Annotated in this window: 25 protein-coding genes; 16 read left to right on the top strand and 9 right to left on the bottom strand. The window is 61.2% G+C overall.

Annotated features, from left to right (window positions below; translation table 11 throughout):
* Positions 1-159: 159 nt before the first annotated feature.
* Together AC3EC3_RS18040 and AC3EC3_RS18035 are read left to right on the top strand one after the other, a co-directional pair.
* Positions 160-855, top strand: coding sequence for a reverse transcriptase domain-containing protein (locus tag AC3EC3_RS18040; protein WP_488490980.1), 696 nt, complete (start codon positions 160-162; stop codon positions 853-855).
* Positions 822-1,034 carry a group II intron maturase-specific domain-containing protein gene (locus AC3EC3_RS18035; RefSeq protein WP_488490979.1) on the top strand — a complete coding sequence of 71 codons (213 nt, stop codon included), beginning with the start codon at positions 822-824 and terminating at the stop codon, positions 1,032-1,034. The genes AC3EC3_RS18040 and AC3EC3_RS18035 overlap by 34 nt, the downstream gene beginning before the upstream one ends.
* Positions 1,035-1,237: 203 nt before the next feature.
* Here AC3EC3_RS18035 and AC3EC3_RS18030 read toward each other — a convergent pair whose 3' ends face one another.
* On the bottom strand, positions 1,238-2,152 hold the full coding sequence (locus AC3EC3_RS18030; RefSeq protein ID WP_488490978.1) for a LysR family transcriptional regulator: 915 nt from the start codon (positions 2,150-2,152) through the stop codon (positions 1,238-1,240).
* Between the two features lie 139 nt (positions 2,153-2,291).
* Between AC3EC3_RS18030 and AC3EC3_RS18025 the strand changes: the two genes are divergently transcribed.
* From AC3EC3_RS18025 to AC3EC3_RS18000, 6 genes are all read left to right on the top strand, one after another.
* The gene (locus tag AC3EC3_RS18025) at positions 2,292-2,780 is read left to right on the top strand and encodes a (R)-mandelonitrile lyase (RefSeq protein ID WP_488490977.1); all 489 of its coding nucleotides are present in this window, start codon (positions 2,292-2,294) and stop codon (positions 2,778-2,780) included.
* 3 nt (positions 2,781-2,783) lie between these two features.
* Positions 2,784-3,029 (top strand): tautomerase family protein, encoded by a 246-nt coding sequence (locus AC3EC3_RS18020; RefSeq protein ID WP_488490976.1) that lies wholly within the window; start codon positions 2,784-2,786, stop codon positions 3,027-3,029.
* An 11-nt stretch (positions 3,030-3,040) separates the two neighbouring features.
* Positions 3,041-3,931 carry an aldo/keto reductase gene (locus AC3EC3_RS18015; RefSeq protein ID WP_488490975.1) on the top strand — a complete coding sequence of 297 codons (891 nt, stop codon included), beginning with the start codon at positions 3,041-3,043 and terminating at the stop codon, positions 3,929-3,931.
* A 3-nt stretch (positions 3,932-3,934) separates the two neighbouring features.
* Positions 3,935-4,702 (top strand): SDR family oxidoreductase, encoded by a 768-nt coding sequence (locus AC3EC3_RS18010; protein ID WP_488490974.1) that lies wholly within the window; start codon positions 3,935-3,937, stop codon positions 4,700-4,702.
* A 5-nt stretch (positions 4,703-4,707) separates the two neighbouring features.
* A complete protein-coding gene (locus AC3EC3_RS18005) occupies positions 4,708-5,121 on the top strand; it encodes a carboxymuconolactone decarboxylase family protein (RefSeq protein WP_488490973.1) in 414 nt (137 codons plus the stop codon).
* A gap of 78 nt (positions 5,122-5,199) precedes the next feature.
* Positions 5,200-5,541, top strand: a complete 342-nt coding sequence (locus AC3EC3_RS18000) for a putative quinol monooxygenase (RefSeq protein WP_488490972.1) — start codon at positions 5,200-5,202, stop codon at positions 5,539-5,541.
* A gap of 391 nt (positions 5,542-5,932) precedes the next feature.
* Here AC3EC3_RS18000 and AC3EC3_RS17995 read toward each other — a convergent pair whose 3' ends face one another.
* The 6 genes from AC3EC3_RS17995 to AC3EC3_RS17970 all read right to left on the bottom strand — a co-directional run bounded on the left by AC3EC3_RS17995 (position 5,933) and on the right by AC3EC3_RS17970 (position 11,619).
* Positions 5,933-6,520 carry a flavodoxin gene (locus AC3EC3_RS17995; protein WP_488490971.1) on the bottom strand — a complete coding sequence of 196 codons (588 nt, stop codon included), beginning with the start codon at positions 6,518-6,520 and terminating at the stop codon, positions 5,933-5,935.
* Between the two features lie 34 nt (positions 6,521-6,554).
* Positions 6,555-7,067, bottom strand: coding sequence for a nuclear transport factor 2 family protein (locus tag AC3EC3_RS17990; protein WP_488490970.1), 513 nt, complete (start codon positions 7,065-7,067; stop codon positions 6,555-6,557).
* A gap of 62 nt (positions 7,068-7,129) precedes the next feature.
* Entirely contained in the window at positions 7,130-8,227 is a 1,098-nt protein-coding gene (locus tag AC3EC3_RS17985) for an aldo/keto reductase (protein ID WP_488490969.1), read from the bottom strand.
* An 81-nt stretch (positions 8,228-8,308) separates the two neighbouring features.
* Positions 8,309-9,166, bottom strand: a complete 858-nt coding sequence (locus tag AC3EC3_RS17980) for an aldo/keto reductase (RefSeq protein WP_488490968.1) — start codon at positions 9,164-9,166, stop codon at positions 8,309-8,311.
* 20 nt (positions 9,167-9,186) lie between these two features.
* Positions 9,187-10,170 carry an aldo/keto reductase gene (locus AC3EC3_RS17975; RefSeq protein WP_488490967.1) on the bottom strand — a complete coding sequence of 328 codons (984 nt, stop codon included), beginning with the start codon at positions 10,168-10,170 and terminating at the stop codon, positions 9,187-9,189.
* Positions 10,171-10,185: 15 nt separating this feature from the next.
* Positions 10,186-11,619, bottom strand: coding sequence for an MFS transporter (locus AC3EC3_RS17970; protein ID WP_488490966.1), 1,434 nt, complete (start codon positions 11,617-11,619; stop codon positions 10,186-10,188).
* A 143-nt stretch (positions 11,620-11,762) separates the two neighbouring features.
* Here AC3EC3_RS17970 and AC3EC3_RS17965 point away from each other — a divergent pair, with 143 nt between their 5' ends.
* Entirely contained in the window at positions 11,763-12,656 is an 894-nt protein-coding gene (locus AC3EC3_RS17965) for a LysR family transcriptional regulator (RefSeq protein ID WP_488490965.1), read from the top strand.
* Positions 12,657-12,836: 180 nt separating this feature from the next.
* Here AC3EC3_RS17965 and AC3EC3_RS17960 read toward each other — a convergent pair whose 3' ends face one another.
* Positions 12,837-13,739 (bottom strand): LysR family transcriptional regulator, encoded by a 903-nt coding sequence (locus tag AC3EC3_RS17960; RefSeq protein ID WP_488490983.1) that lies wholly within the window; start codon positions 13,737-13,739, stop codon positions 12,837-12,839.
* Positions 13,740-13,959: 220 nt separating this feature from the next.
* Between AC3EC3_RS17960 and AC3EC3_RS17955 the strand changes: the two genes are divergently transcribed.
* From AC3EC3_RS17955 to AC3EC3_RS17935, 5 genes are all read left to right on the top strand, one after another.
* The gene (locus tag AC3EC3_RS17955; RefSeq protein ID WP_488490964.1) at positions 13,960-15,150 is read left to right on the top strand and encodes an MFS transporter; all 1,191 of its coding nucleotides are present in this window, start codon (positions 13,960-13,962) and stop codon (positions 15,148-15,150) included.
* Positions 15,147-16,001 carry an SDR family NAD(P)-dependent oxidoreductase gene (locus AC3EC3_RS17950; RefSeq protein WP_488490963.1) on the top strand — a complete coding sequence of 285 codons (855 nt, stop codon included), beginning with the start codon at positions 15,147-15,149 and terminating at the stop codon, positions 15,999-16,001. The genes AC3EC3_RS17955 and AC3EC3_RS17950 overlap by 4 nt, the downstream gene beginning before the upstream one ends.
* 149 nt (positions 16,002-16,150) lie before the next feature.
* Complete coding sequence (locus AC3EC3_RS17945) at positions 16,151-17,338, top strand: MFS transporter (RefSeq protein WP_488490962.1); 1,188 nt, start codon at positions 16,151-16,153, stop codon at positions 17,336-17,338.
* Positions 17,339-17,483: 145 nt separating this feature from the next.
* On the top strand, positions 17,484-17,663 hold the full coding sequence (locus AC3EC3_RS17940) for a hypothetical protein (protein ID WP_488490961.1): 180 nt from the start codon (positions 17,484-17,486) through the stop codon (positions 17,661-17,663).
* Positions 17,664-17,729: 66 nt separating this feature from the next.
* Positions 17,730-18,752 (top strand): IS110 family RNA-guided transposase, encoded by a 1,023-nt coding sequence (locus tag AC3EC3_RS17935; protein ID WP_488490982.1) that lies wholly within the window; start codon positions 17,730-17,732, stop codon positions 18,750-18,752.
* Positions 18,753-19,085: 333 nt separating this feature from the next.
* On the opposite strand, the gene AC3EC3_RS17930 is transcribed toward AC3EC3_RS17935, so the two are convergent.
* Positions 19,086-20,291 carry an MFS transporter gene (locus tag AC3EC3_RS17930; protein ID WP_488490960.1) on the bottom strand — a complete coding sequence of 402 codons (1,206 nt, stop codon included), beginning with the start codon at positions 20,289-20,291 and terminating at the stop codon, positions 19,086-19,088.
* A 124-nt stretch (positions 20,292-20,415) separates the two neighbouring features.
* Here AC3EC3_RS17930 and AC3EC3_RS17925 point away from each other — a divergent pair, with 124 nt between their 5' ends.
* Complete coding sequence (locus AC3EC3_RS17925) at positions 20,416-21,306, top strand: LysR family transcriptional regulator (protein WP_488490959.1); 891 nt, start codon at positions 20,416-20,418, stop codon at positions 21,304-21,306.
* Between the two features lie 307 nt (positions 21,307-21,613).
* Positions 21,614-22,906 carry an oligogalacturonate lyase family protein gene (locus AC3EC3_RS17920; protein ID WP_488490958.1) on the top strand — a complete coding sequence of 431 codons (1,293 nt, stop codon included), beginning with the start codon at positions 21,614-21,616 and terminating at the stop codon, positions 22,904-22,906.
* The last annotated feature ends 1 nt before the right edge of the window (position 22,907 follow it).

Here is a 22,907-nt window from a genome sequence, read left to right as displayed (position 1 = left end):
ATACCAAAAGCCAACGGCAAACTCAGGCCGCTGGGCATCTCCACCGTGCGGGATCGGGTCTGCATGACGGCAGCGATACTGGTGCTGGAACCGATCTTTGAAGCCGACCTCCCACCCGAGATCTACGCCTATCGAGCCGGGCGCAACGCCCAGTAGGCCGTGGTCGAGGTGGAAGAGCAACTGTTCTACGGCCGACCGGATGTCGTGGACGCCGACCTTGCCGACTACTTCGGCAGCATCCCCCACCTTGAGCTGATGAAATCGGTATCGCGCCGGATCGTGGATCCGCGCGTGCTGCATCTAATCAAATCCTGGCTGGAATGCGCTGTCGAAGAAACGGATGACAAGGGCAGGAAGACACGAACGACGCAGGCCCGCGATCAGCGGCGCGGCATCCCGCAAGGATCACCCATCTCACCACTGCTGGCAAATCTCTACATGCGCCGGTTCGTGTTGGGCTGGCGGAAGCTCGGTCTTGGGCAACGTCTAGGCGCGCGGCTCGTCACCTATGCTGATGACCTCGTGATCCTCTGTGAGAAGGGCAATGCGGAAGCTGCGCTCGATCACATGCGCAGGCTCATGGAAAAGCTGAAGCTGACAGTGAATGAGGAAAAGACACGTATCTGTACGGTGCCGGACGAAACGTTCGACTTTTTGGGATACACGTTCGGTCGGATGTACTCCCCGATTACCGGCAGAGCCCGCATAGGCTACCGGCCGTCGAAGAAAAGCATCCAGCGCGTGGTCGCAACGATCCACGAACTGACAGACCGAGCGCGTACATGGCAGGATACCACATATCTGGTGGCTAAGATGACCGGGTGCTGCGCGGATGGGCCAATTACTTCTCGGTAGGGACCACGAGCAACGCATACCGCGCCATCGACAGCTACACAGCGGTGCGGTTGCGCCGGTGGCTACGCGCCAAGCACAAGACCAGACGAAAGCGAGCGGGAGCCTATCACACCCCCGAGCTGTACGAGCGCTTCGGCCTCGTGCGTCTGGCCGACTTGGCCGCAGCCCGCCGTGGGTGAAGGCGTGATGTCTTGTCCGAGAGCCGGATGCGGGAGATCTGCATGTCCGGTTCGATGAGCAGGGAGTGGAAACGGACCGTCTGGCAAGCCCCACAGGCGCGCCGCACGACACCGCGCCACTTCCTGACTCTACCGGGAGCCGAAGCCACTCTCGAGACTCTGCCGAAGTGTAGGTTCTAGAAGTTGATCTGCAACTCGTGGCTTCAATCGGGATCATCCATGGGACGAAGCTCCCGGATCAAATCCACGAGAAGCCGCAGGGCGGTAGGAACTTGCCGTCGGCCGGAATAATAGGCGTGAAAGCCTTCCCCCATTGATGCCCAGTCGCCCAGTACAACCTTCAGGGCGCCACGTTGCAGATAAGGGCGCAGAATAGGTTCCGCGCCGTAAATAATGCCGACGCCGCCAAGGCCGAAGCTTATCGCCGGATGGCTACTGTCCACCGTCAACGGCCCCGGCGTCGCAATCGCGACCGCTTCTTCTCCCCGTTCAAACTCCCACTGATACACCTGATCGTTGCCGAGGCGGATACGGATGCAGCGATGGCGTTGCAGATCGTGCGGCACCATCGGCGTGCCGAAGCGCTCGAGATAAGCGGGTGATGCCGCCGCGACCCAGCGAATATCGGGTGAGAGGCGCTGCGCGATCATGTCCTCTGGGACAGTGCCGCCGTAGCGTACACCGGCATCGAAGCCGCCCGCTGTGACGTCGATCAACCGGTTGCTCACGCTGATATCAACCTCGACCTCGGGGTAACGGTCGATGAAGATCGGCATGACGGGTTCGAGCAGGAGCGGCACGGCGTCCTCGAGGATGCTGATCCGGACGCGTCCCGTCGGCGCATCGCGGAACCTATTGAGGTTTTCCGCGGCCTCGCTGACCGTCCGCAACGGATCTTCAATCGAAGTCCGAAGTTCCTCTCCTGCGGCGGTAAGCGTGACGCTTCGCGTGGTTCTGTTCAACAATCGCACGCCTCGCCGCGCTTCCAGTCCGGAAATGGCGTGGCTGATCGCTGAAGTGGTGACGCCCATCTCCATAGCCGCGCGCCGGAAATTGGCGTGCCGCGCGACAGCGAGGAAGTAGAGAAAATCCGCTAGGTCCGACCGACTGATCTGCATCGCGCCTCCTTATCAGACTGTTGATCTATATTCATCAGTTCATTGCGTGCGAGGGCGCTAATCCTGACCGCGTGAACGTCCTAAATTCCTGACACGTTGACCGTCTCCGAACGGACATTTCGAAGGAAAGCTGGCCATCATGATCAAAGCCGCAATCGCCGTTGCCGCGCTCATGTCGATCAACAGCTTTGCCATGGCGCAAGAAGGAACGACCAACATGGAAATCACCCGCAAAGCCGACCAGCAGACCATCGATGGGCCGGCCGAATTCTTCACGGGCAACGTTACGGTCTCGGGGCAGTTCCAGCGCCCGGCTCCGTCGCGCGTGACCGGCGGCATCGTCCATTTCGAGCCCGGCGCGCGCAGCGCCTGGCATACCCATCCTGCTGGCCAGACGTTGATTGTTACCGAAGGCGTGGGCTGGACCCAGATCGAGGGCGGCGGAAAATACGAGTTTCATGCCGGTGACATCCTGTGGTGCCCGGCAGACAAAAAGCATTGGCATGGCGCCACGGCGCACGAGAGCATGACCCACATCGCCATCCAGGACATGGTCGACGGCAAGAATGTCGTCTGGATGGAGAAGGTGACCGATGAAGAGTATCTCGCCCCGTTGGCGAGCGAATGAGCCGTGCCGCATATCGTCGTCAAGCTGTGGCCGGGTAAATCCGAGGCGCAAATCCGTGCATTGACCGATGCCATTGTCCTCGAGACGTGCCGCGTCCTGAATTACGGCGAAGCGGCGGTGTCCGTCGGCATCGAGGAGGTTGGTCCCGACGACTGGACTGCCCGCGTCTACGAACCCGAGATCCGGGGCAAGTGGACCACGCTTACCAAGGCGCCGGGTTACGGCGCAGGTGCAGAAATTGAACCATGAAGGTGCATGACATGATCTTGAACGATACGGTCACGCTGGCCAACGGCGTCGAGATTCCGAAGCTGGGTCTAGGCACCTGGCGCATCTCTGACGCTGATACCGCAGGGGTAGTGCGCGAGGCCATCGGGATCGGCTATCGCCACATCGATACCGCGCAGGCCTATGGGAACGAGCATGGGGTTGGCGAAGGCATCCGCTCCGTCGATACGGCGCGCGACGATATCTTCGTGACCACGAAACTCGCTGCAGAGAGCAAGACCTTTGCCGAGGCGAAGGCCCGCATCGACGGATCACTCCAGGCGCTCGGGCTGGATCATATTGACCTGCTGCTGATCCATAGTCCGCAGCCATGGGCGGAATTCCGCGAGGGCGAGCATTTCTTCGAGGGCAACCTCGAAGCGTGGCGCGCGCTGGAAGATGCCTATGCGGCAGGCAAGGTCCGTGCGATCGGCGTCTCGAACTTCGAGCGGGCGGATCTCGACAATCTGCTCGACAACGGCAGCGTTGCGCCGATGGTCAACCAGATCCTCGCCCATGTCGGCAACACGCCGTTCGATCTGATCGACTATTCGCGATCGAAGGGTATGCTCGTCGAAGCCTATTCACCCGTGGCGCATGGCGCGGCGCTCAAGGACGCACGACTTGGCCTGCTTGCGGAGGGCTATGGAGTGAGCATTGCGCAGCTCTGCATCCGATATTGTCTCCAGCTTGGCCTGCTCCCGCTGCCCAAGACGGCAACGGCGGGGCATCTGCGGGACAATGCAGCGGTCGATTTCGTCATTTCCGACGCGGACATGGCCATCCTCAAGGGTTTCGACGCCGACACGGATTATGGCGAAGCGAGCGCATTCCCGGTGTTTGGCAAGAAGCGGCACGTTGCCGATGCGGAGCGGAAGGGCTGAGCCATGAACCCCGTATATGATTTCAAAGGCCAGGTTGCGCTGGTGACCGGCGCGGCCAAGGGAATGGGGCTGGCCACCGCGCAGGCCTTCGCGGCGAACGACGCGTCTGTCGTGCTGGCGGATATGGACGGTGAGCTCGCCAAGCGCGAAGCGGAGCGGATCGTCAGCAAGGGCGGTGTCGCGATGGGCATCGCGTGCGACGTCGCCGACGAAACCCAGGTGGCCGCAATGATCGATCTGGCGGTCGCTCGCTACGGCAGGCTGGACATGGCGTTCAACAATGCGGGCATCCAGGTGCCGCCATCCGACGCCGCCGATGAGCCAATCGAAAATTTCGAGCGCGTGACCGCCGTCAACCAACTCGGCGTCTGGGCATGCATGAAGCACGAACTGCGGATCATGCGCGCACAGGGATCGGGAGCGATCGTGAACTGTTCGTCGCTCGGCGGCCTCGTCGGCCTGCCGCAGCGCGCGGCCTATCACGGCACAAAGCACGCCGTGATCGGGATGACCAAAAGCGCTGGTGTCGAGTATGCGCCGCGCGGCGTACGGATCAACGCCATCTGTCCAGGCACGATCGACACACCGATGGTGCAGGACATGCTGGCCGGTCAGCCGGACGCTATGGCCGGGATCATGAAGGAACAGCCGATCGGTCGCCTCGGCCGCGCCGAGGAGATCGCCGCTGCCGTTTTGTGGCTTTGCAGCCCGGCGGCGAGTTTCGTGATCGGCGCGGCACTGCCTGTCGATGGCGGGTTTACGGCGCACTGATCGCAATGGACGCAGGTTTCACCCGTCGAACCACCATCACGATGGCCATGGCCGCAGTAACACCATGGTCCATCGCTGCAGGAGTAATGAAGATGCCGACTGAACCGACCAATGCCCGCAAATCCTTCGGCGACATCGCGCCGCACCTCGCCGAAATCACGGACAAGGTGTTGTTCGGCGAGGTCTGGGAGAACCCTGCACTCAAGCCCCGTGACCGCAGCCTGGTCACGATCACCTGCCTGATCGCGATGTACCGGATCAATGAGATACCTTTTCACATCAAGAAGGCGCTCGAAAACGGCGTGACGAAGGATGAGATTGTCGAGGCCGTCACCCATATCGCCTTCTACGCCGGATGGCCGCCCGCGATGACCGCATTGCCGATCCTGAAGCAGGCCTTCGAAGAAGCTGGCGTCTGACGGATGAAAGCACGAATTGCTGGCGTCGGCGCAGTATTGGTGGGCGCCATTGCGCTGACCCTATCAGGAGGCCACGCCATGGCTGAACCCGAAAATCATCCCATCGTCCGGATTGCAGAATTGGACATCGATCCAGCTCGGATCGATGCCTACAAATCCTATCTGATGGAAGAGATTGAAGCGTCGGTTCGCATGGAGCCGGGCGTATTGTCGCTGAATGCCGTGTCCGTAAGGGGCGATCCGGCGCAGATCCGCATATTGGAGGGCTATGCCGATCAGGCAGCCTATGAGGCGCATCTGAAGACGCCGCATTTCCTCAAATACAAGAACGGCACCGCCACGATGGTACGCTCGCTCAGGTTGATCGAGACCGACCCGATCATGCTTCGCGCCAAAGGCACCGGGTCCCGCTCGTGGTGACCAGCCCGTGTAGCGCGACGCCGTTCGTTTAGCCCGTGCTTACCAGCGCGGGGCTCGGGCCGGCTATCCGGTGATGGCGGCGTTCGTATTGCGTTTCCAAGCGGAAGAAAGCGGGTTGAAGCATCCGTCAGGCAAAGCCCCGCTGAAAATCGGTGTAAAGGGCTCGGCAACTGGCGAGCCAAACAACTGACCGGCTCCGACGGTAGCCGTCGTTCTAGTAATCGCACCGGAGCGGCGCGAAGTATTTGATAACTGCTCCGATAGCAGACCGTCAGAAGCCGCGGGCCAAAAATTGCATGCTGGAAGTCTGTGGTGGGTCGACGGCAGAAGGGGTCGTTCTGTGCCCATGCAAGCCGTTCTGATTGTTAACGTACCCTTTAGAATCTGCCTGTCAGATCCGTATCCGCCCCAGCCATCCGGTAATCTCGTCGAGCGTTCGCCGTTCCTGATCGGCCTCCATGACGAAGGCAGGCTCTATGCGGGATCGGGGCGCGTGGCTGGCGATAACGTCCGTCGCACTTCCGACACCATAGCCGCCGTGAGTGATGAACGGGCGGAGCCGTTTGCCAGCCAGGTCATGTGCTTTGAGAAACGAACGTATCGGTGCTGGTACGGTGGTTCCCCAGATCGGCAGCCCGAGGAAAATCTCGTCATATGTCGCGATATCCTCGACTTTCGCCGCAAGCGGGGGCTCGAAGCCGGCCTGTCGTTCGCGCTCCGCTTGAGCGACATGCTCTTCGTAATCGGCGGGATAAGCGCGCGCCGGCCTTATCTCGAACAGTGTCGCTCCCAGCTTACGCTGCAGCGTCTCGGCGATCACCCGCGTGTTTCCCGACCGCGTCAGGTAGGCGACAAGCGTCCTGCTTCCCGTCATCTTAGTTGTTCCTCCTTCCTGTGCGCAGGCGACGGTACTGGCAAAAGCCAGCACTGCGGGCGCGGCCAGCAGCGTGCGACGCGAGAAATCACTGAACGCGCCCATGACAGTGTTGGTGGTCTGTAAACGACTGCGTTCTTCAATGCTCATTGCGACCGGATTCTGTCTTCACCGGCCGGAGCAGATGCGAGAATGTGAGCTGGGCCAGGCGCCATTCGTCAGACTTCTTGGTGTAGACCTCGGTCACCATGAAGGCGTTAGTAACGGTGCGGGCACCGACTACGGCCTCAAGGTCCATATCCTCAAGGACGATCGCGGTATCGCCGAACACACGCACGTCGATCGCGTGGATCGACGCCTTCTTGTACCAGATGCCGCCGCTTTTGATCGTCGCGAGTTCCTGGGTCTTGCCCCAGGTTCCGCCCATATGTGTGAACATGGCCCGATCATCGAAAAGTGTCGCCAAGGCGTTGACGTTCTTGTCCGCCATCCAGTCCCACTTGCTGTTCGACAGGTCGATGATTTGCTGCTCGGTCGGCGTGTGGGAGGCGGCGGTCTTGATCGTCTCCGTCGGGGGCGCCGGCGTTTGTTGCGCCAGCAAGGGCTGCATAGGCAGCATCGACAATGTGAGACCGATAGCCAGCTTTCGCATGTAACTCTCCTTTTGAATGCTCGACGTTCGAACGGACCGATCGGTTCGAGCCTCCTTGATGGCTACGACCCTCGGCTTGGCGCCTCGACGCCAGAGAAGGACAGGACCGGCGGGGGGAGCCGAGCGCCCTGCACCTCGATGGCCCGCACTGCCGCGTTCAACTCTACGATCTCCTCCGGCGAGAAGCGCACCTGAGCTGCGGCGCTGTTCTCGGTCAGGTGCGCCATCTGGGTCGTGCCCGGGATCGGCACGATCCACGGGCGCTGCGCGAGGAGCCAGGCAAGCGCTATCTGGCCGGGCGCCGCATTTTTTCGGACCGCCCACCGCTTCACCAGTTCGACCAGAGCGAGATTATGCGGCAGATTCTCAGGGGCGAACCGCCCTTCGCCACCCCTGATATCGCCCTGGGCGAACCGGGTCTGCGCATCGATCGCGCCATTCAGGAAGCCTACCCCGAGCGGGCTCCAGCATACGAAGCCGATACCGAGTTGTTCGCATAGCGGCAGCACCTCGGCCTCAGCGCCGCGCCACAGCATCGAATATTCGTTCTGAACAGCGCTCACCGGCAGCGTAGCGTGGGCGCGACGCAACGTGCCGAGCCCCATTTCGCAAAGCCCCCAATGCCGGACCTTACCCTCCCGCATGAGATCGCCCACCGCACCGGCAACGTCCTCGATCGGCACCGCAGGATCCACGCGGTGCTGATAGACGAGATCGAGGTAGTCGGTGCGTAGCCGCTTGAGTGACCCTTCCACTGCCCGCTTGATGTGATCGGGGCGGCTGTTGAGCGGGGCGACCGTGATGCGCTTGCCGTCGGGGTCGATGTTCCACCCGAATTTGGAGGTGATCACCACATCCTTGCGGAAGGGCTGCACGGCTTCGCCCAGGATGCGTTCGTCCTCGAACGGGCCGTAAGCCTCCGCCGTATCGAACAGGGTGACGCCGCGCTCATAAGCCGCGCGTATGATGCGGATCATCTCCGCGCGGTCTGGAATGGTCGTCTGATAGGTCCGGTGCATATTCTGGACACCGAGGCCGACCGCCGACACTTCCAGCGTTCCCAGTTTGCGGCGGGTAGGGGGCTGCTTCGCGTCGCCTGCCCACGGCGCCGCTGCATTCGCGACCCCACTTGCACTTGTGCCCAGCGCGGCGATGGCCATCCCGGTTCCGGCCATGCCAAGCAGCCCACGCCGGCTGACCTGCCCTGATACTGCTTGATCTGACATGGTTTCGCCTTTCGATTACAGCTTGCGAGTGCCGAGCCATTTCACCATCGCCGGATCGCGATGGTCGAAGAAACTGCTGGCCTTCTGGTCGAGGGTGGCGATCGCGGCGATGTCCTCGTCGTCGAGGGCAAAGTCGAAGATCGCGAAGTTCTCGGCCATGCGCTCCTTGCGCACCGACTTGGGGATCGCGACGATACCACGCTGGTTCAGCCAGCGCAGGACGACCTGGGCGATGCTCTTGCCGTGCTTGGCCCCGATGGAGGCGAGCAGTTCGTTGCTGAAGAGCCCGTTCTTGCCTTCGGCAAAAGGCCCCCAGGCCTCCGCCTGAACCTTGTATTCCTCGAGCAGCGCCTGGGCATCATCCTGTTGGTGGAACGGGTGGATCTCGATCTGGTTTACGGCAGGCGTGATCTCGTTGTGCAGTACGAAATCGAGCAGACGGTCGGGATAGAAGTTGCTCACGCCGATGGCCCGGATGCGGCCTTCGCGGTGCAGCTCCTGCATGGCTCGCCATGCGCCGTAGACGTCGCCATAGGGCTGATGGATCAGCCAGAGGTCGAGATAATCCAGTTGCAGCTTGTTGAGCGATCGCTCGAAGGCCGCCTTCGCGCCTTCGTAGCTGGCGTCCTCGATCCACAGCTTGGTGGTGACAAACAGTTCGCTGCGGTCGATGCCGTGGTTGCGAATCGCGTGGCCGACGGCTTCCTCGTTTCCGTAAGAGGTCGCGGTATCGAGCAGGCGGTAGCCGACATCGATCGCGTCACGCACGCTGCGCTCGCATTCGGCCGAGTCGGGAACCTGGAAGACGCCAAAGCCGAGGCTGGGCATTTCCACGCCGTTGTTCAGCGTGACGTTGGGAACGGACTGGGACATGGGAGATCCTTCGATTTAGATCAGCGGTTGACGAGGCTCTGGTTGGCGGCGGAATAGCGCTCGCCCACCAGTTCGATGGCGGTCAGTGCGTCGCGAATGCGGGTCAGGTCCGGCTCGCTCAGTTCGACCGCCACAGCGCCGAGGTTTTCTTCAAGACGGTGCAGCTTGGTTGTGCCGGGGATCGGCACGATCGATGGGTGCTGGGCCAGCAACCAAGCCAGAGCTACCTGCGCGGGAGTTGCGTTCTTCTCGGCCGCGAGGCTCGTGACCAGTTCGACGAGAGCCTGGTTGGCCTCAAGAGCATCGGTCTGGAAGCGCGGAACCGTGCTGCGGAAGTCATCCTTGGCGAACACCGTATCGGCGCTCATCTTGCCCGTCAGGAAACCTTTGCCCAGCGGGGCGAACGGGACGAAGCCGATACCGAGTTCATCGAGCACCGGCAGAAGGGCGTTTTCCGGCTCGCGCCAGAACATCGAGTATTCGCTCTGCAGCGCTGCCACCGGCTGCACGGCATGGGCACGGCGGATCGTATCGATCCCAGCCTCGGACATGCCGAAATGCTTGACCTTGCCCGCTGCGATCAGGTCTTTGACGGTGCCTGCCACATCCTCGATTGGCACGTTGGGGTCCACCCGGTGCTGGTAGAACAGATCGATGCTGTCGGTGCGCAGGCGGGTCAGCGCTTCGTCGGCAACCTGGCGGATGCGCTCCGGGCGGCTGTCGAGACCCTGCGCCGGAACGCCGTTCACGAAGCCGAACTTTGTGGCGATCACGACCTCGTCGCGGATGGGTTCGAGTGCTTCGCCCACTACTTCTTCATTCAGACCGGGGCCATAGGCCTCTGCCGTGTCGAAGAATGTCACACCTCGCTCATGGGCATCGCGGATCAGCGTTACTGCTGCGCTGCGCTCCATCGGAGGGCCATATCCGAAGCTGAGGCCCATGCAGCCGAAACCGATTTCCGAAACTTCGAGGCCAGTACGGCCGAGCTCGCGTGTGTTCATGGGACTGTCCTTTGTTCAAGCAGCGCCGGTGGCGCCCAAGGGTCTGGTTTGCGAAACTTTGTCTGCGGCGACGATCGTGGTGAGCACCACCAGCAAGGCGAGAACCAGCATTACCGTGCCGGTGTCGAACGCGGCGCCGATGCGCCTGACGGTGCAAGCCTGTCCCTGAAGCCCAGAGCTTGCGATGCCCGCGACCGCGACGAGGACGCTGAGGCCAACCGAACTGCCGATCTGGTGCGCGACGTTGACGGCTCCCGAAGCATCCCCGGCATGAGCGTGGGCCACTCCCGCAACACCAGCGGACGTCAGCGGGCTGAGCGTCAGGCCCTGGCTCACGCCGATCAGAAGCATCGGCAGCGCGACGGCAGTCATGTAGGGCGAACCGGCGTTGGCAAAGCTCAGCCACGCCATGCCCGCGATACCAATGACGATACCCGCAACCATCAGGCGGTTGGCACTGAACGTCTTGACCAGTCGAGGGAATGCGATGGCGAATGGTACATGGAGGATGGTCGCCGGGATGAACGCGAGACCGCTTTTTGCCGGGCCGTAGCCCTTTACATCCTGCAGGTAGAGGGTCGTGAAGAAGAAGAACCCGACCATGGCGGCGAGATAGAGTATCCGGGCCGCATAGGCGCCCGAACGCACCCGGCTGGAAAACAGATTCAGCGGCAGGATCGGTTGGGCAGCGCGCCGCTCGATCATGACGAATACGGCGATGAGCACGACCGCTGAGGCAATCGACACGATCGTGATCGGATCACTCCATCCGCTTTGCGCAGACCGGATGAAGCCGAAGACCAAGCCGCCGATGCCTAGCGTGGAAGTGAGAGCTCCGAGCAGATCGAAGCGGCCCGTGTGCTTTGGGGTCTCTTGGATATAGCGATAGGAAGCTATGACCAGGCCGATGCCGACCGGCAGGTTGACGTAGAACCCTGCACGCCAGGACACCCATTCAGCGAGCACACCGCCGAGGACCAGCCCGACCGTGGCTGACGCACCGGCCGCAGCTGCATAGTAGGAAACCGCGCGGGTGCGTTCATGTCCTTCGGCGAAATTGGTCTGCAGCAAGGCCAGCGTCGATGGCGCCAGCACGGCCGCGCCAAAGCCCTGGATCGCCCGCCAAGACAGCATCCATGTGGCCGAAGGCGACGCTCCGATCGCGAGCGAAGCCAGTGTGAATATAGCAAGGCCCGTCACGAACATCCGCCGACGCCCGAGAATGTCTCCGGCACGCGCGCCCAACAGCATGAAGCCCCCGAACGTTAGCGTGTAGGCGCTTTGGACCCAGGCAAGGTTGGCCTCGCTGAAGCCGAGCTGCTTATCGATCTTCGGAAGCCCTGTCAGCACGACCGAAATGTCGAGGACGATCATCACGTAGCTCACAAGGATGATCGCCAGAATGGCGCTCTTGTGCGGTTCGCCGATAGGTTGAAGACGCTGGGTCATCGCGAGGTGGGTCCGAAGCTCTCATCAGGCTGTCCGGCAATCGGGCACAGGCTGCACAGGGAATTGTCGGATTGAATGTAGCCCGCGCGCCGGAATGCGATTAGACGCCATAATCAGCATGTCGCTATAAGGTGGTCTAATCAATGGCAGGCGAGAACTACAACGAGCTGGCGGCCTTCGTAATGGTGGCTCGTGAGAGGAGCTTCACTCGCGCGGCGGCTCAGTTGGGTGTTTCGCAGTCAGCGCTCAGTCAGACAATTAGGGGGCTCGAGGAACGCCTCGGCCTGCGCCTGCTGACCCGAACGACCCGCAGCGTCTCGCCAACCGAGGCGGGGCACCGCTTGTTCGACACTGTGGCGCCGCGCTTTGAGGAGATCGCACAGGAACTGGCCTCGCTGAGCCAACTGCGCGACAAGCCTTCGGGCAAGATCCGCATCAATGCGGGCGAGCATCCCGCCGTATCCGTACTGCAGCCGGCTCTGCGCAAACTGTTGCCCGACAATCCCGATATCAGCGTCGAGATCGTCGTCGATTACGGCCTGACGGATATCGTCGCCGGAGGCTTCGATGCCGGGGTGCGCTTGGGCGACCAGGTGGCCAAGGACATGATAGCAGTGCGCATCGGGCCGGATCTGCGCATGGCTGTCGTCGGTTCGCCCGATTATTTCAGTCGCTATCCCGCGCCGCGTTCGCCGCAGGATCTGACCGCGCATAACTGTATCGGCATTCGCCTGCCGACCTATGGCGGCATCTTCCCCTGGGATCTCGACAAGGACGGCCATGAGGTCAATGTCCGGATCGAGGGGCAGCTGGTCTTCAACAACATCAGCCTGCGACTGAACTCGGCACTCGACGGGCTGGGACTGGCCTATCTCCCGGAGGATCAGGTGATGCCCTACATCGAGCGTGGAGAGCTGATCCGGGTGATGGAAGACTGGTGCGAACCCTTTCCCGGCTATCACCTCTATTATCCCAGCCGTCGCCACGCATCGCCGGCTTTCGCGCTGTTCGTGGAGACTTTGCGCTATCGCGGCTGATCACGAATATTCGCATCGCCACGGAAAGCTGGCGCCATTTCATAGCTGAATATAGCGTACGTTAGTTTAAAGCGGTTGGAAAAGCAGACCGTCAGCACTTGGCGATCAGAAACTTAATTCTGCGGGTCCAGAATGGTTCAGGCCAGGCCAAGGTGTCTTCGTTGAAGCACGAGAACCTGTTCAATTATCTAGTTGCAAAGCTTTAGCGCGGGCATTTTCTCGTGCCATCGCAATGAACTTGTGCAGAGCTTCGGGTTGCTGGCGTCGGCTCGGATAATAGATGTGGAACGCTTCGCCTGGCGATGACCAGTGCGGCAGGACTTCGCGCAGTTGCCCCGCTTCGATCAGTTCCACGACCCGTTCGCGCAGGCAATATGCAACGCCGCCATGACTCAGGGCGATGTCGATGGCCAGTGCGCTTTCATCGACGATCACGGACCAGGCGAGTTTGGGCGTGCAGGCCGTTTTTCCGGTGCCGAGCTCCCAGTGGTACATGGCGCCGGTTCCAGTACGCATGCCGATGCAGCGGTGCCTTGCCAGATCGTCCGGGTTTTCCGGTTCCCCTGCGGCTTCAAGATAGGCTGGCGAGGCAACCATGATCCACAGTAACGGGGCACCGAGTGGCATGGCGATCATGTCTTCAGGTACGCGATCGCCGAAGCGAATGCCGGCGTCAAATCCCTCGCCAACGATATCGACCATGGCGTCCTGTACTACGATTTCGAGGTCCACATCGGGATGCTCTGCGGTGTAGCGCGCGATCACCGGCCCAAGCAGCAACCTTGCCGCATCGCTCAGGACATTGATCCGCAGGCGACCGGCAGGGCTTGCGCGGTAGCGATTAAGCGCCTCGACACCCGCCCCAATGGCTCCGAAGCCGGTTTCGAGTTGAACAAGAAGCTCCTCGCCAGCCTGCGTCAATGTCACGCTGCGGGCGTTGCGGTTGATCAGGCGAACGCCGAGTCGGGTTTCCAGGGCACGCAAGGAATGGCTGAGGGCGGAGGCCGACACGTCCATCTCCAGCGCTGCCTTGCGAAAGCCTCCATGACGCGCAAGTTCCATAAAGACCTTGAGATCGCCCAGATCGGATCGGGAGAGGTTTATCAGTGCAAATCCCCGAGCAGGTTCGATGGACGCCGAGCACGCCCAATCATGAGAAAAATAGAACGTTGCGTTGAACTCTATCAGGGCATCCCTGGACTTTCCAGCCCGTTACAGAGGGTCAATCCAAGCCAAGAAGGCGCCAACCAGAAAGAGCCGCCGTAGCGGGGCGAACCTCCTATCGCGAAAATCCATGAGCCAAATGTCCAGACCATTCCCGCCCCACGGGCTAGCCTTTGCCCAGATCGCGCTTGGCTTCGGCGGCCTGTTCATCGGCACCGGTGAATTCGCCGCAATGGGCCTGCTTCCGGGCATGGCCAAGACTGCGCAGGTCTCCATCCCCGAGGCCGGCCACTTCATCAGCGCCTATGCGCTGGGCGTCGTCATCGGATCGCCGGCCCTTGCCGTCGTGACGGCCCGGATGGAAAGGCGCAAATTGCTGATGCTGCTGGCGGTCATTGTCGTCGCCGGCAATGCCCTCAGTGCGGTCGCCTCGACCTTCTGGGGACTGGCCACAGCGCGCTTCGTCGCGGGCCTGCCTCATGGCGCCTATTATGGCACAGCCTCGATCGTTGCAGCCGCGCTCGTTCCCAGTGAGCAGCGCGCTCAAGCCATTGGACGGGTCATGCTGGGACTGGCGGCTGCGAACCTGATCGGCGTACCACTGACCACCTGGCTCGGGCAGGCTTTTGGCTGGCAAGGCACTTTTGCTCTGGTTGCGCTTGGCGGGCTAGCCCTTGCGGGTTTCCTCTACGTGGGGCTTCCCCGTGTTCCTGCGCAGAATGGCGCCAGCCCGCTGGGCGAACTCTCGGCTTTCACGAGCACCCAAGTCTGGCTGACGCTGGCGACGGCCACCATCGGTTTCGGCGGCATGTTCGCGGTCTACAGCTATATCACGCCCACGCTTACCGAAACGACCGGCATCGCAGAAGATAGTGTGCCGCTGTTTCTTGCGCTTTGGGGTTTGGGCATGTGCCTTGGCAACGTTGCAGGCGGCTGGATGGCGGACCGTGCGCTGATCCCGGCGATCTTCGCAATCATGCTCTGGAATGCCGTCTCTCTTGCGGTCTTCTGGTTCGCGGCCTCCAGCCCGGTGATGAGCGGGGCTTCGCTGTTTCTTATCGGGATCGGGTTCGCACTCGTTCCCGCATTGCAATCGCGATTGATGGAAGTTGCACCCAAGGCCCAATCGCTTGCCGCCGCGATGAACCATTCCGCCTTCAACCTGTCCAATGCGATCGGTGCCTGGACGGGCGGCCTTGCCATCTCTGCGGGCCTGGGCTGGGCCTCAACCGGGCTGGTCGGAGCGGCTCTCGCCCTTGGCGGCCTCGTGATGATGGGCCTTTCCGCAGTGCTTGCCCTGCGATCCAGTTCAAAGGAGCAAATGGAATGACCTTGCCCCGAAGCATCCTCACACCAAACCGCACCGCCGTCATTACGGGAGCGGCAAAGGGGATCGGCGAAGCCACCGCCCGACACCTTGCCGACATTGGCATGAACCTGTGCCTGTTCGACCGCGATCATGATGCGCTTCACGCCGTTGCCGCTGCACTTGAGGCGCGCACGCGGGTGGTCGTCAAATCGGGTGATGTGACCTGCGAAAGCGACCTCACGAACTTGGCCGACACCGCCTATGAAACCTTCGGCGAGGTTGCGCTGCTGATGAACAATGCGGGGGTCAGCGCGGGCGCCGGGCCTTGGTCGGAGATTTCGGCATGGCGCCACCAGATCGAGGTAAACCTGCTGTCGATGGTCATGGCCCAGTCCCTCTTCGTCCCGCGCATGCTTGCGCAGGAAGGGGCTGGGTGCATCGTAAACCTCGGCTCGAAGGAAGGCATCACCACACCGCCGGGGAACGCGGCCTATTCGGTTGCCAAAGCAGGTGTGAAGGTGCTGACCGAGCAACTCGCCCACGAACTTCGCGTGGTAAGCAATGGGCGCCTTTCCGCCCACCTTCTCGTGACCGGCTACACATGGACACCGATGAACCAGTCCAGCAAGCCCGAGGGTACTGCAAAGCCGGATGAGGCCTGGACCAGCGATGAACTCGTCGCCTATTTTCTCCCCCGCCTCGCAGCCGGCGACTTTTACATCCTGTGCCCTGATAACGCGGTCACGCCGCAGATCGATGCCAAGCGGATCGAATGGGCCATGCACGACATGATCGACAACCGCCCCGCGCTCTCGCGCTGGCATCCGGGCTGGGCCGATAGCTTTTCGGATTTCCTGCACGCAGACGGCTGACTACCTTGACCCTCCTTCGAGCTTCACCTAGTTCGCCCTCAGACGAGCAGCCGCTCAAGGCTTCTCGCGTAAGCGTTAACGTCAACCAACGCACCACTTGCACACGCCCCTTCAACGGAAGGGTACGTGTTGCCGTGCAGAGTTGACAGATGCCCACATCATCCCCCGCAAGCCGGCGCCTGCCGGGTTTTATTCTCGCGACCGGCGTGGTCCTGATCGGCGCCAACTTGCGCGCGCCCATCACCAGCCTTGGCCCGGTACTTCCCGATATCCAGGCAGACCTTGGCCTCGATGGTAGCGCCGCAGGGCTGTTAAACGCGCTGCCCTTGCTGCTTTTCGCGGTGCTTTCGCTGATAGCGCCCCAACTCGGCCGCCGCTTCGGTCTCGAGCGCGTGTTGGGCGCCTCGATCGCAGCCATAGTGCTGGGCACCTTGGTGCGCTCGATGTGGCTTCCGGAGGGCGTATGGCTCGGCACGGTTGTCCTGAGCTGTGGCATTGCTTTTGGCAACGTGTTGCTGCCCGGCCTCGTCAAGCGAGACTTTCCGGAACGCGCCTCAAGCCTGATCGGTCTCTACGCCGCAGCCATGGCGGGCATGGCAGGGCTTTCAGCGGGGCTTGCCGTGCCAATCGCGCGGTTGCCCTTCGCCGGCTGGCGCTGGTCGCTTGGCATCTGGACAGCACTATCTCTGCTGACGTTGCTGATCTGGCTGCCCACCATGCGAAACGGGGGCGTGGATCGCGGGCCAGGCAAAACGCAGGTGAGAGGTACGGGGTCAATCTGGCGCCATCCGGTGGCCTGGCAGGTATCGATGTTCTTCGCCTTTCACTCGCTGGTTTTCTATTCCATCGTCGACTGGCTTGCCTCCTATGTCGCCGACATCGGCGTCAGCCCGGCCACAGCGGGCGGTTACCTGCTGGTCTATCAGGTCGTGGCGGTCGCAACGAACCTGGGGAGCGCATCGCTGATCCGGCGCCTGCTTGATCAAACGTGGCTCGGCCTTGCCTGCGGCCTGAGCCTGCTGGTGGCGACCGGTGGTCTGCTGCTTGTACCGGGCCTCGCACTCGTATGGGTCATTGCCGGTGGGCTCGGGGCTGGGATCGCGATGGTCACCAGCCTGTCATTGTTCGCTTTGCGCACACGCGACCATCACCAGGCGGGCGCCCTTTCAGGCATGGCTCAGTTCATCGGCTATGCCGGTGCTGCGGCAGGCCCGCTGCTGATGGGGGTGCTGCACGATGCGACCGGCACCTGGACCGCTCCCTTCGTGCTGCTGATCGTGGCCAGCCTGCTTGTCGCACTGTTCGCCACGCTCGCCGGCCGAGACAGAGTCATCTAGCCCGTGGATTGCCACCCGCTACGCGCGGGCACGGCATCGACCGTGCATTTCCCTCAAAACATCGACAATCGCCTGAGGACACCATCACGCTAACCGACAGCCGGCCCATCGCTCGCTCGGAATTCATTGCCTGATCGCCGCGCTCATGGCGCTGAACTCGTTCGCCATCGACATCATGCTTCCGGCCTCGCCCGTCATGGGGAAGGCTGTCGACGTTACAAGCGAGAACGGACAGCAGTTCGCCAACGGTTCATCGATCGCTGCCAGAAAAGCAGAACGTCTGCTGCTGGAGACCGAAAATCGCGCGCTGAGAGTCTGCAATTGATGACGTGGACGGCTCTCCACCCCTCCCGCAGGATGATCTGCGGATTGAGTCGGAAGGAGAGCCATGATGGGGACAGTTACGACGATCGGTTTGGACCTGGCGAAGAACGTGTTTCAGGTTCACGGAGTGGATGCAGATGGTGCGGCGGTATTGCGTCAGCGATTGACGCGGGCGCGCATGCTAAAGTTTTTCGCAAAGCTACCGCCTTGCTTGATCGGGATCGAAGCCTGCGCCTCATCACACTTCTGGGCTCGTCAGCTCATTGCACTGGGGCATGATGTGAAGCTCATGCCCGCGCAGTATGTGAAGCCGTACGTGAAGCGCGGGAAGAACGATGCCGCCGATGTCGAAGCGATCTGTGAAGCGGTGACGCGCCCAACCATGCGGTTTGTCGGCATCAAGTCGCCGGAGCAGCAAAGCGCGATGATGTTGCATCGTGTTCGCTTAATTCTCAGCCGCCAGCGGACGCAGCTATCAAACGCCTTGCGAGCGCATATCGCAGAATTTGGCATTGTCGCTCCGATTGGGAGAAATGGCATCGAGCAGCTCATGGACATTGTGGCTGACGCGGATGACGCTCGTTTGCCCGCCGATGTCCGGACCTGCCTTGAAATGTTGGCCGCTCAGTTGCGCATTGTGAAGGAGCAAATCCTCGAGAATGATCGTCGGATCATGGCTAGTGCGCGGGAAACGGAGATTGGTCGCCGACTAATGGAAATCCCGGGCGTCGGGCCTTTATTGGCGAGTGCGATTGTCGCGACTGTCCCAGATCCCTCACTCTTTCGTTCAGGCCGTGACTTGGCTGCGTGGATCGGCCTCGTGCCTCGACAGAACTCCAGCGGCGGTAAGGAGCGCCTTGGTGGCATCACAAAGGCCGGGCATCGCTATTTAAGGCAAATGCTCATCGTCGGTGCCGTCGCGGTCATTCGCTTTGCTGAACGCCATAAATCAAAGCGGCCCTGGCTCGTGCAGTTGCTTGCGCGGAAGAAGGTTAAGGTTGCCGCTGTGGCGCTTGCCAATAAGAATGCTCGCATGATCTGGGCGATGATGACGAACGGCGAGCGGTATCGCGAGCCGCAGGTTGCATAAACTATAGCGCTCGGCGCTCACGTTGTTGGGAAGGGCGGACAGGAGCTAATGCACAAAGTCGGTTGAAACCGCCGGACCGGGAAAACCCATATTTCGACCCAGCACCTCGAGTGCGTGCAAATGGTAGGGACCCGAGCCACGCTGATGGCATTATGACCAGCGGTCTAATGTGCCGCACGAATAGGTCGGACACATGGCCGCACCAACCAACGACGCAAAGCTCAATATGCACTTGCCAACGGAGAGCCGTCCACACAGGGTCGTTTTGGGATTGATCGCTGGGTTATAGCCTCGATTTCGTCATCCATCGGCATGGCCATTGCCGAGCATTTTCTAGGCATTAAACAATTTCGGCCCTCCGAATGCGTCGGTTAAGCGGGCAATCGAAAAGGCAGCTGCCAAAAGAGGGAGCAAGCTCCACACCAGGGAGGCCGTGCCCAGGCCTCCAAGGATAAGTCCGCCCGCGATGCCGCCGCCTGCTATCGCAAGGTTCCATACGGTCACGATCATCGACTGCGCGACATCGGCCCCCTCGCGCGCCGCCTTGGCCGATGCTGTCTGAAATAGGGTCGCAACGCCGCCAAAGGCGCCACCCCAGATCGTGACACCGGCATAGACGGCCATGGGCTCGGATCGGCCAAGGCCCAGGATCAGCACTGCAACAGCGAACAGGATAATAGAGCCCAAAGTCAAAAGCCGTAGCCGGTGATCAATCAAGGCACCGATCACCCAGATGCCCAGCAAGGCTGCAGCGCCGAATGCCAGCAGCACCCGGTCCGTCTGCGCGACCATGCCGGACTGGGCCAGGAAGGGCGCGATGTAGGTATAGAGAATGTTGTGGGCGAGCACGAACGCGAACGTCACCATCAGGATTGGCCGAATGCCGGGCGTTGTCCATACCGTCCTCAGGGATGTTTTCTTGCCGCGGTTCGCGCCCGGGAAGTCCGGGACCTTCCAGCAGGTCCAGCCGATCAACACCAGTGTCAACGCGCTCATGATGCCGAAGCTGATCCGCCACCCCACCAGAGTGCCCAGAAACGTGCCAGTCGGCACGCCGATCGATAGCGCGAGCGGGGTGCCGACCATAGCGACAGCGATCGCCCGTCCTTCGAGATGGGGCGCAACCATGCGGGATGCATAGCCTGCGAGCAGCGCCCAGAGCAGTCCGGCGGAGATTCCGGCCAGCAGGCGCGCCACCATCACGACCGCATACGAGGATGACAGGGCCGTGATGACATTGGCGAGGGCGAAGCCGGTGATCGCCGCCAGCAGCAAGGGCCGCCGCCGCATGGCCTGGGTGGCACTTGTCAGCGGGATTGCCGCAACCAGCGAGCCGATCGCGTAAATCGTCACCAATTGGCCGGCGAGCCCATGGGAGATGTGCAGCCCGTCACTGATCTGCGGCAGCAGGCCAGCAGGGAGTGTCTCGGTGAGAATGGTGAGGAAGCCTGCGGCTGCCAGCGCCAGCAGGCTGGCGAACGGCAGGCGGTCCCGTTCCTTATCTGCCTCGCGCGCGGGAGATGTTCGTTGAGGCTGCATGATGGCTGTTCTCGCAATTCACTGATGTTTTCGGCTGGTCAGCCCTAGCCGCAGTGCAATTGCAGAAAAATCGGCTACAGTTCCGGATAGTCAGGACATTAGTGTCCGGAATGGAGGGCTTCCAATGATGGACCGGCTAGGCGCTCTCAACGCCTTTATGCGTGCTGCTGAGACACGCAGTTTTGTCGCGGCAGGTCGCGACCTCGGCATTTCCGCTTCCGCTGTGGGCAAGGCCGTCGCGCGGCTGGAAGAGCGGTTGGGCGTCCGACTGTTCCATCGCAGTACCCGCAGCATGACCTTGACGGCGGAAGGCGCAACTTTCCTCGATCACTGCCGCCGTATCTTCGATGAAGTCGACGCCGCCGAAGCGATGCTGTTCCAGGCCAGCGACAAGCCCTCTGGAGTATTACGGGTAAGCCTGCCGATCGCGGGAATGCTTTTGATGCCCGTGATCGCCGCATTCATGAAAGCATGGCCACAGATCCGGATGGATATCGATTTCACCGACCGGATGGTCGCGGTGATCGAGGAGGGTTTCGATGCGGTGATCCGTACCGGCGAAATTGCCGATACGCGCCTGATGAGCCGCCATCTGGGCGTCTTCCGGCACCGCATAGTCGCTTCCCCTGACTATCTGGCCCGGTGCGGCACGCCGCTTGTTCCGGCACACCTGTTGGATCATGCCTGCCTGCATCACCGCTACATGAACAGCGGCAGGCTGGAGCGGTGGCCACTCGTACAGAACGGTATGGATCTGGAACTCGATCTGCCACAGACGGCGGTGGTCAGCACGATAGAACCTCTCCTCTATCTCGCTGAGCAAGGCTTTGGTGTGGCGTGCCTGCCGCCCTTTGCAGTCAACCGGCAAATCGCGGATGGTACGCTGGTTCCGCTTCTCGATGACATGCTGCGCGATGCGGGGTCTTTCAGGGTATTGTGGCCGGCGAACCGTTACCTACCGCCCAAGACCCGCGTGTTCGTCGATTTTCTGGCCGACCATCTTGTGCTGGGATGAGGTCGCCTTGGGCCTTCGCACAGCGCTACGGCTTGGCTGGGCATGTTCGGTCAGATTGGGATGCTCCGGCCCCTCCGAGCAAGTACATAAGTTGCAAACAGAACCTTCTTTTGGGCCATGCAAATCTTTCAAGACTTGCGCCACGCCATCGCTATCCTGATGGAAATAGATTGTTATTTTTTGGAAAAGCTCGCGGCCATCAAACACTGAAAAGTCTGGCGCGCTGGATCGAGACGTTCCTGTAAAGCGGTGTTTGCGACGATCTTTTCCTGATGCCCGACCTATCCAACAGGGGTGATACAGACTTATGCGTTTTCGAGAGATTGGTCTGCGCTCGCTTTCCGGCATCGCTATGCTGATGCTGTCCACGGTCTGTGTGCCGGCCGTTGGCCAGACACCCGATGCAACGCCGCCACGCACCTGGATCGATCCGGATACTGGCCATCGCATCATCAGACTGACCGATGAGCCCGGATCCTCCAGCCTCTACTTCAACATCAATGCCTATACACCCGACGGCAAGCAGATGGTCTACAGCACGCCGAACAGGGGCATCGGCCTTATCGACCTGACGACATTTGTTGAACGGCAGTTGGTCGCAGGCCCTGTCGGCGGTGGTCCGGGCGCCCTTCTGGTTGGACGCCGCAACCCCCGGGTCTATTTCTTCAAGGGATCGGCAGCGGACCCCAAGGCCGCCTCGCTGTGGGTGGTCGACATTCCCACAGGCAAGCAGCGCAAGATCGCCGATCTGCCCCCGCGTGCCGGTATCTTCTCGATCAACGCCGACGAAACGCTGGGTGTCGGCAGCTATATCGTCGGCAACGGGGAGGACTATAACGGGCGCCAGGCCGGACAGGTCGCGCAGACTGCAGGCAACGAGGAGCCGGCAAACAAGGCAGAAAAGATGGCCAGGCGGCTCGCTGCGCGCCTGCCCATGGTCATCTTCACGCTCGATCTGCGTTCCGGCCGTATCAGGACCGTCTTCAAGAGCACTGACTGGATCGATCACCTCCAGTTCTCACCCACCGACCCCAAATTGCTGATGTATGCCCATCAGGGTGCCTGGCAGCAGGTGGACAAGCTCTGGACGATCCGCACCGACGGATCGCATCAGCAGCATATCGACCCGCGCATCATGAAGATGCAGGGCAGCGGGCACCAGTGGTGGGATACCAGCGGCAATATCATCTGGTACGATCTGCATATTCCTGCCGGTCTTGATTCCTATGTCGCCGGCTACAACGTGAAGAATGGTGAGCGGACCTGGTATCATTACCAGCCGCAGGAAGCGTCGATCCACTTCAACCGCTCAGCCGATGGCACCCTGTTTGCGGGTGACGGCAGCGATGCACCGGGGGCGAAATGGATTTATCTTTTCCGGCCCGAACTGATTTCCGACGACCATACGCTTGGCAAGGATTTGATCCAGCCGGGCGTGTTGCACGCCGAGCGTCTCGTGAACATGTCAAAACAGAACTATCATCTGGAACCGAACGTCAATTTCACGCCCGATGGAAAGTACGTGATTTTCCGCTCGAACATGTTCGGTCCGACCTATGCCTTCGCGGTCGAAGTCAAGCGAACTGACTTGCCGAAATAGG

This window comes from Novosphingobium sp. BAM6, from assembly GCF_057784955.1.
Note: the sequence above shows the minus strand (reverse complement) of the source record. Positions and strands in the feature narration are given on the sequence as shown.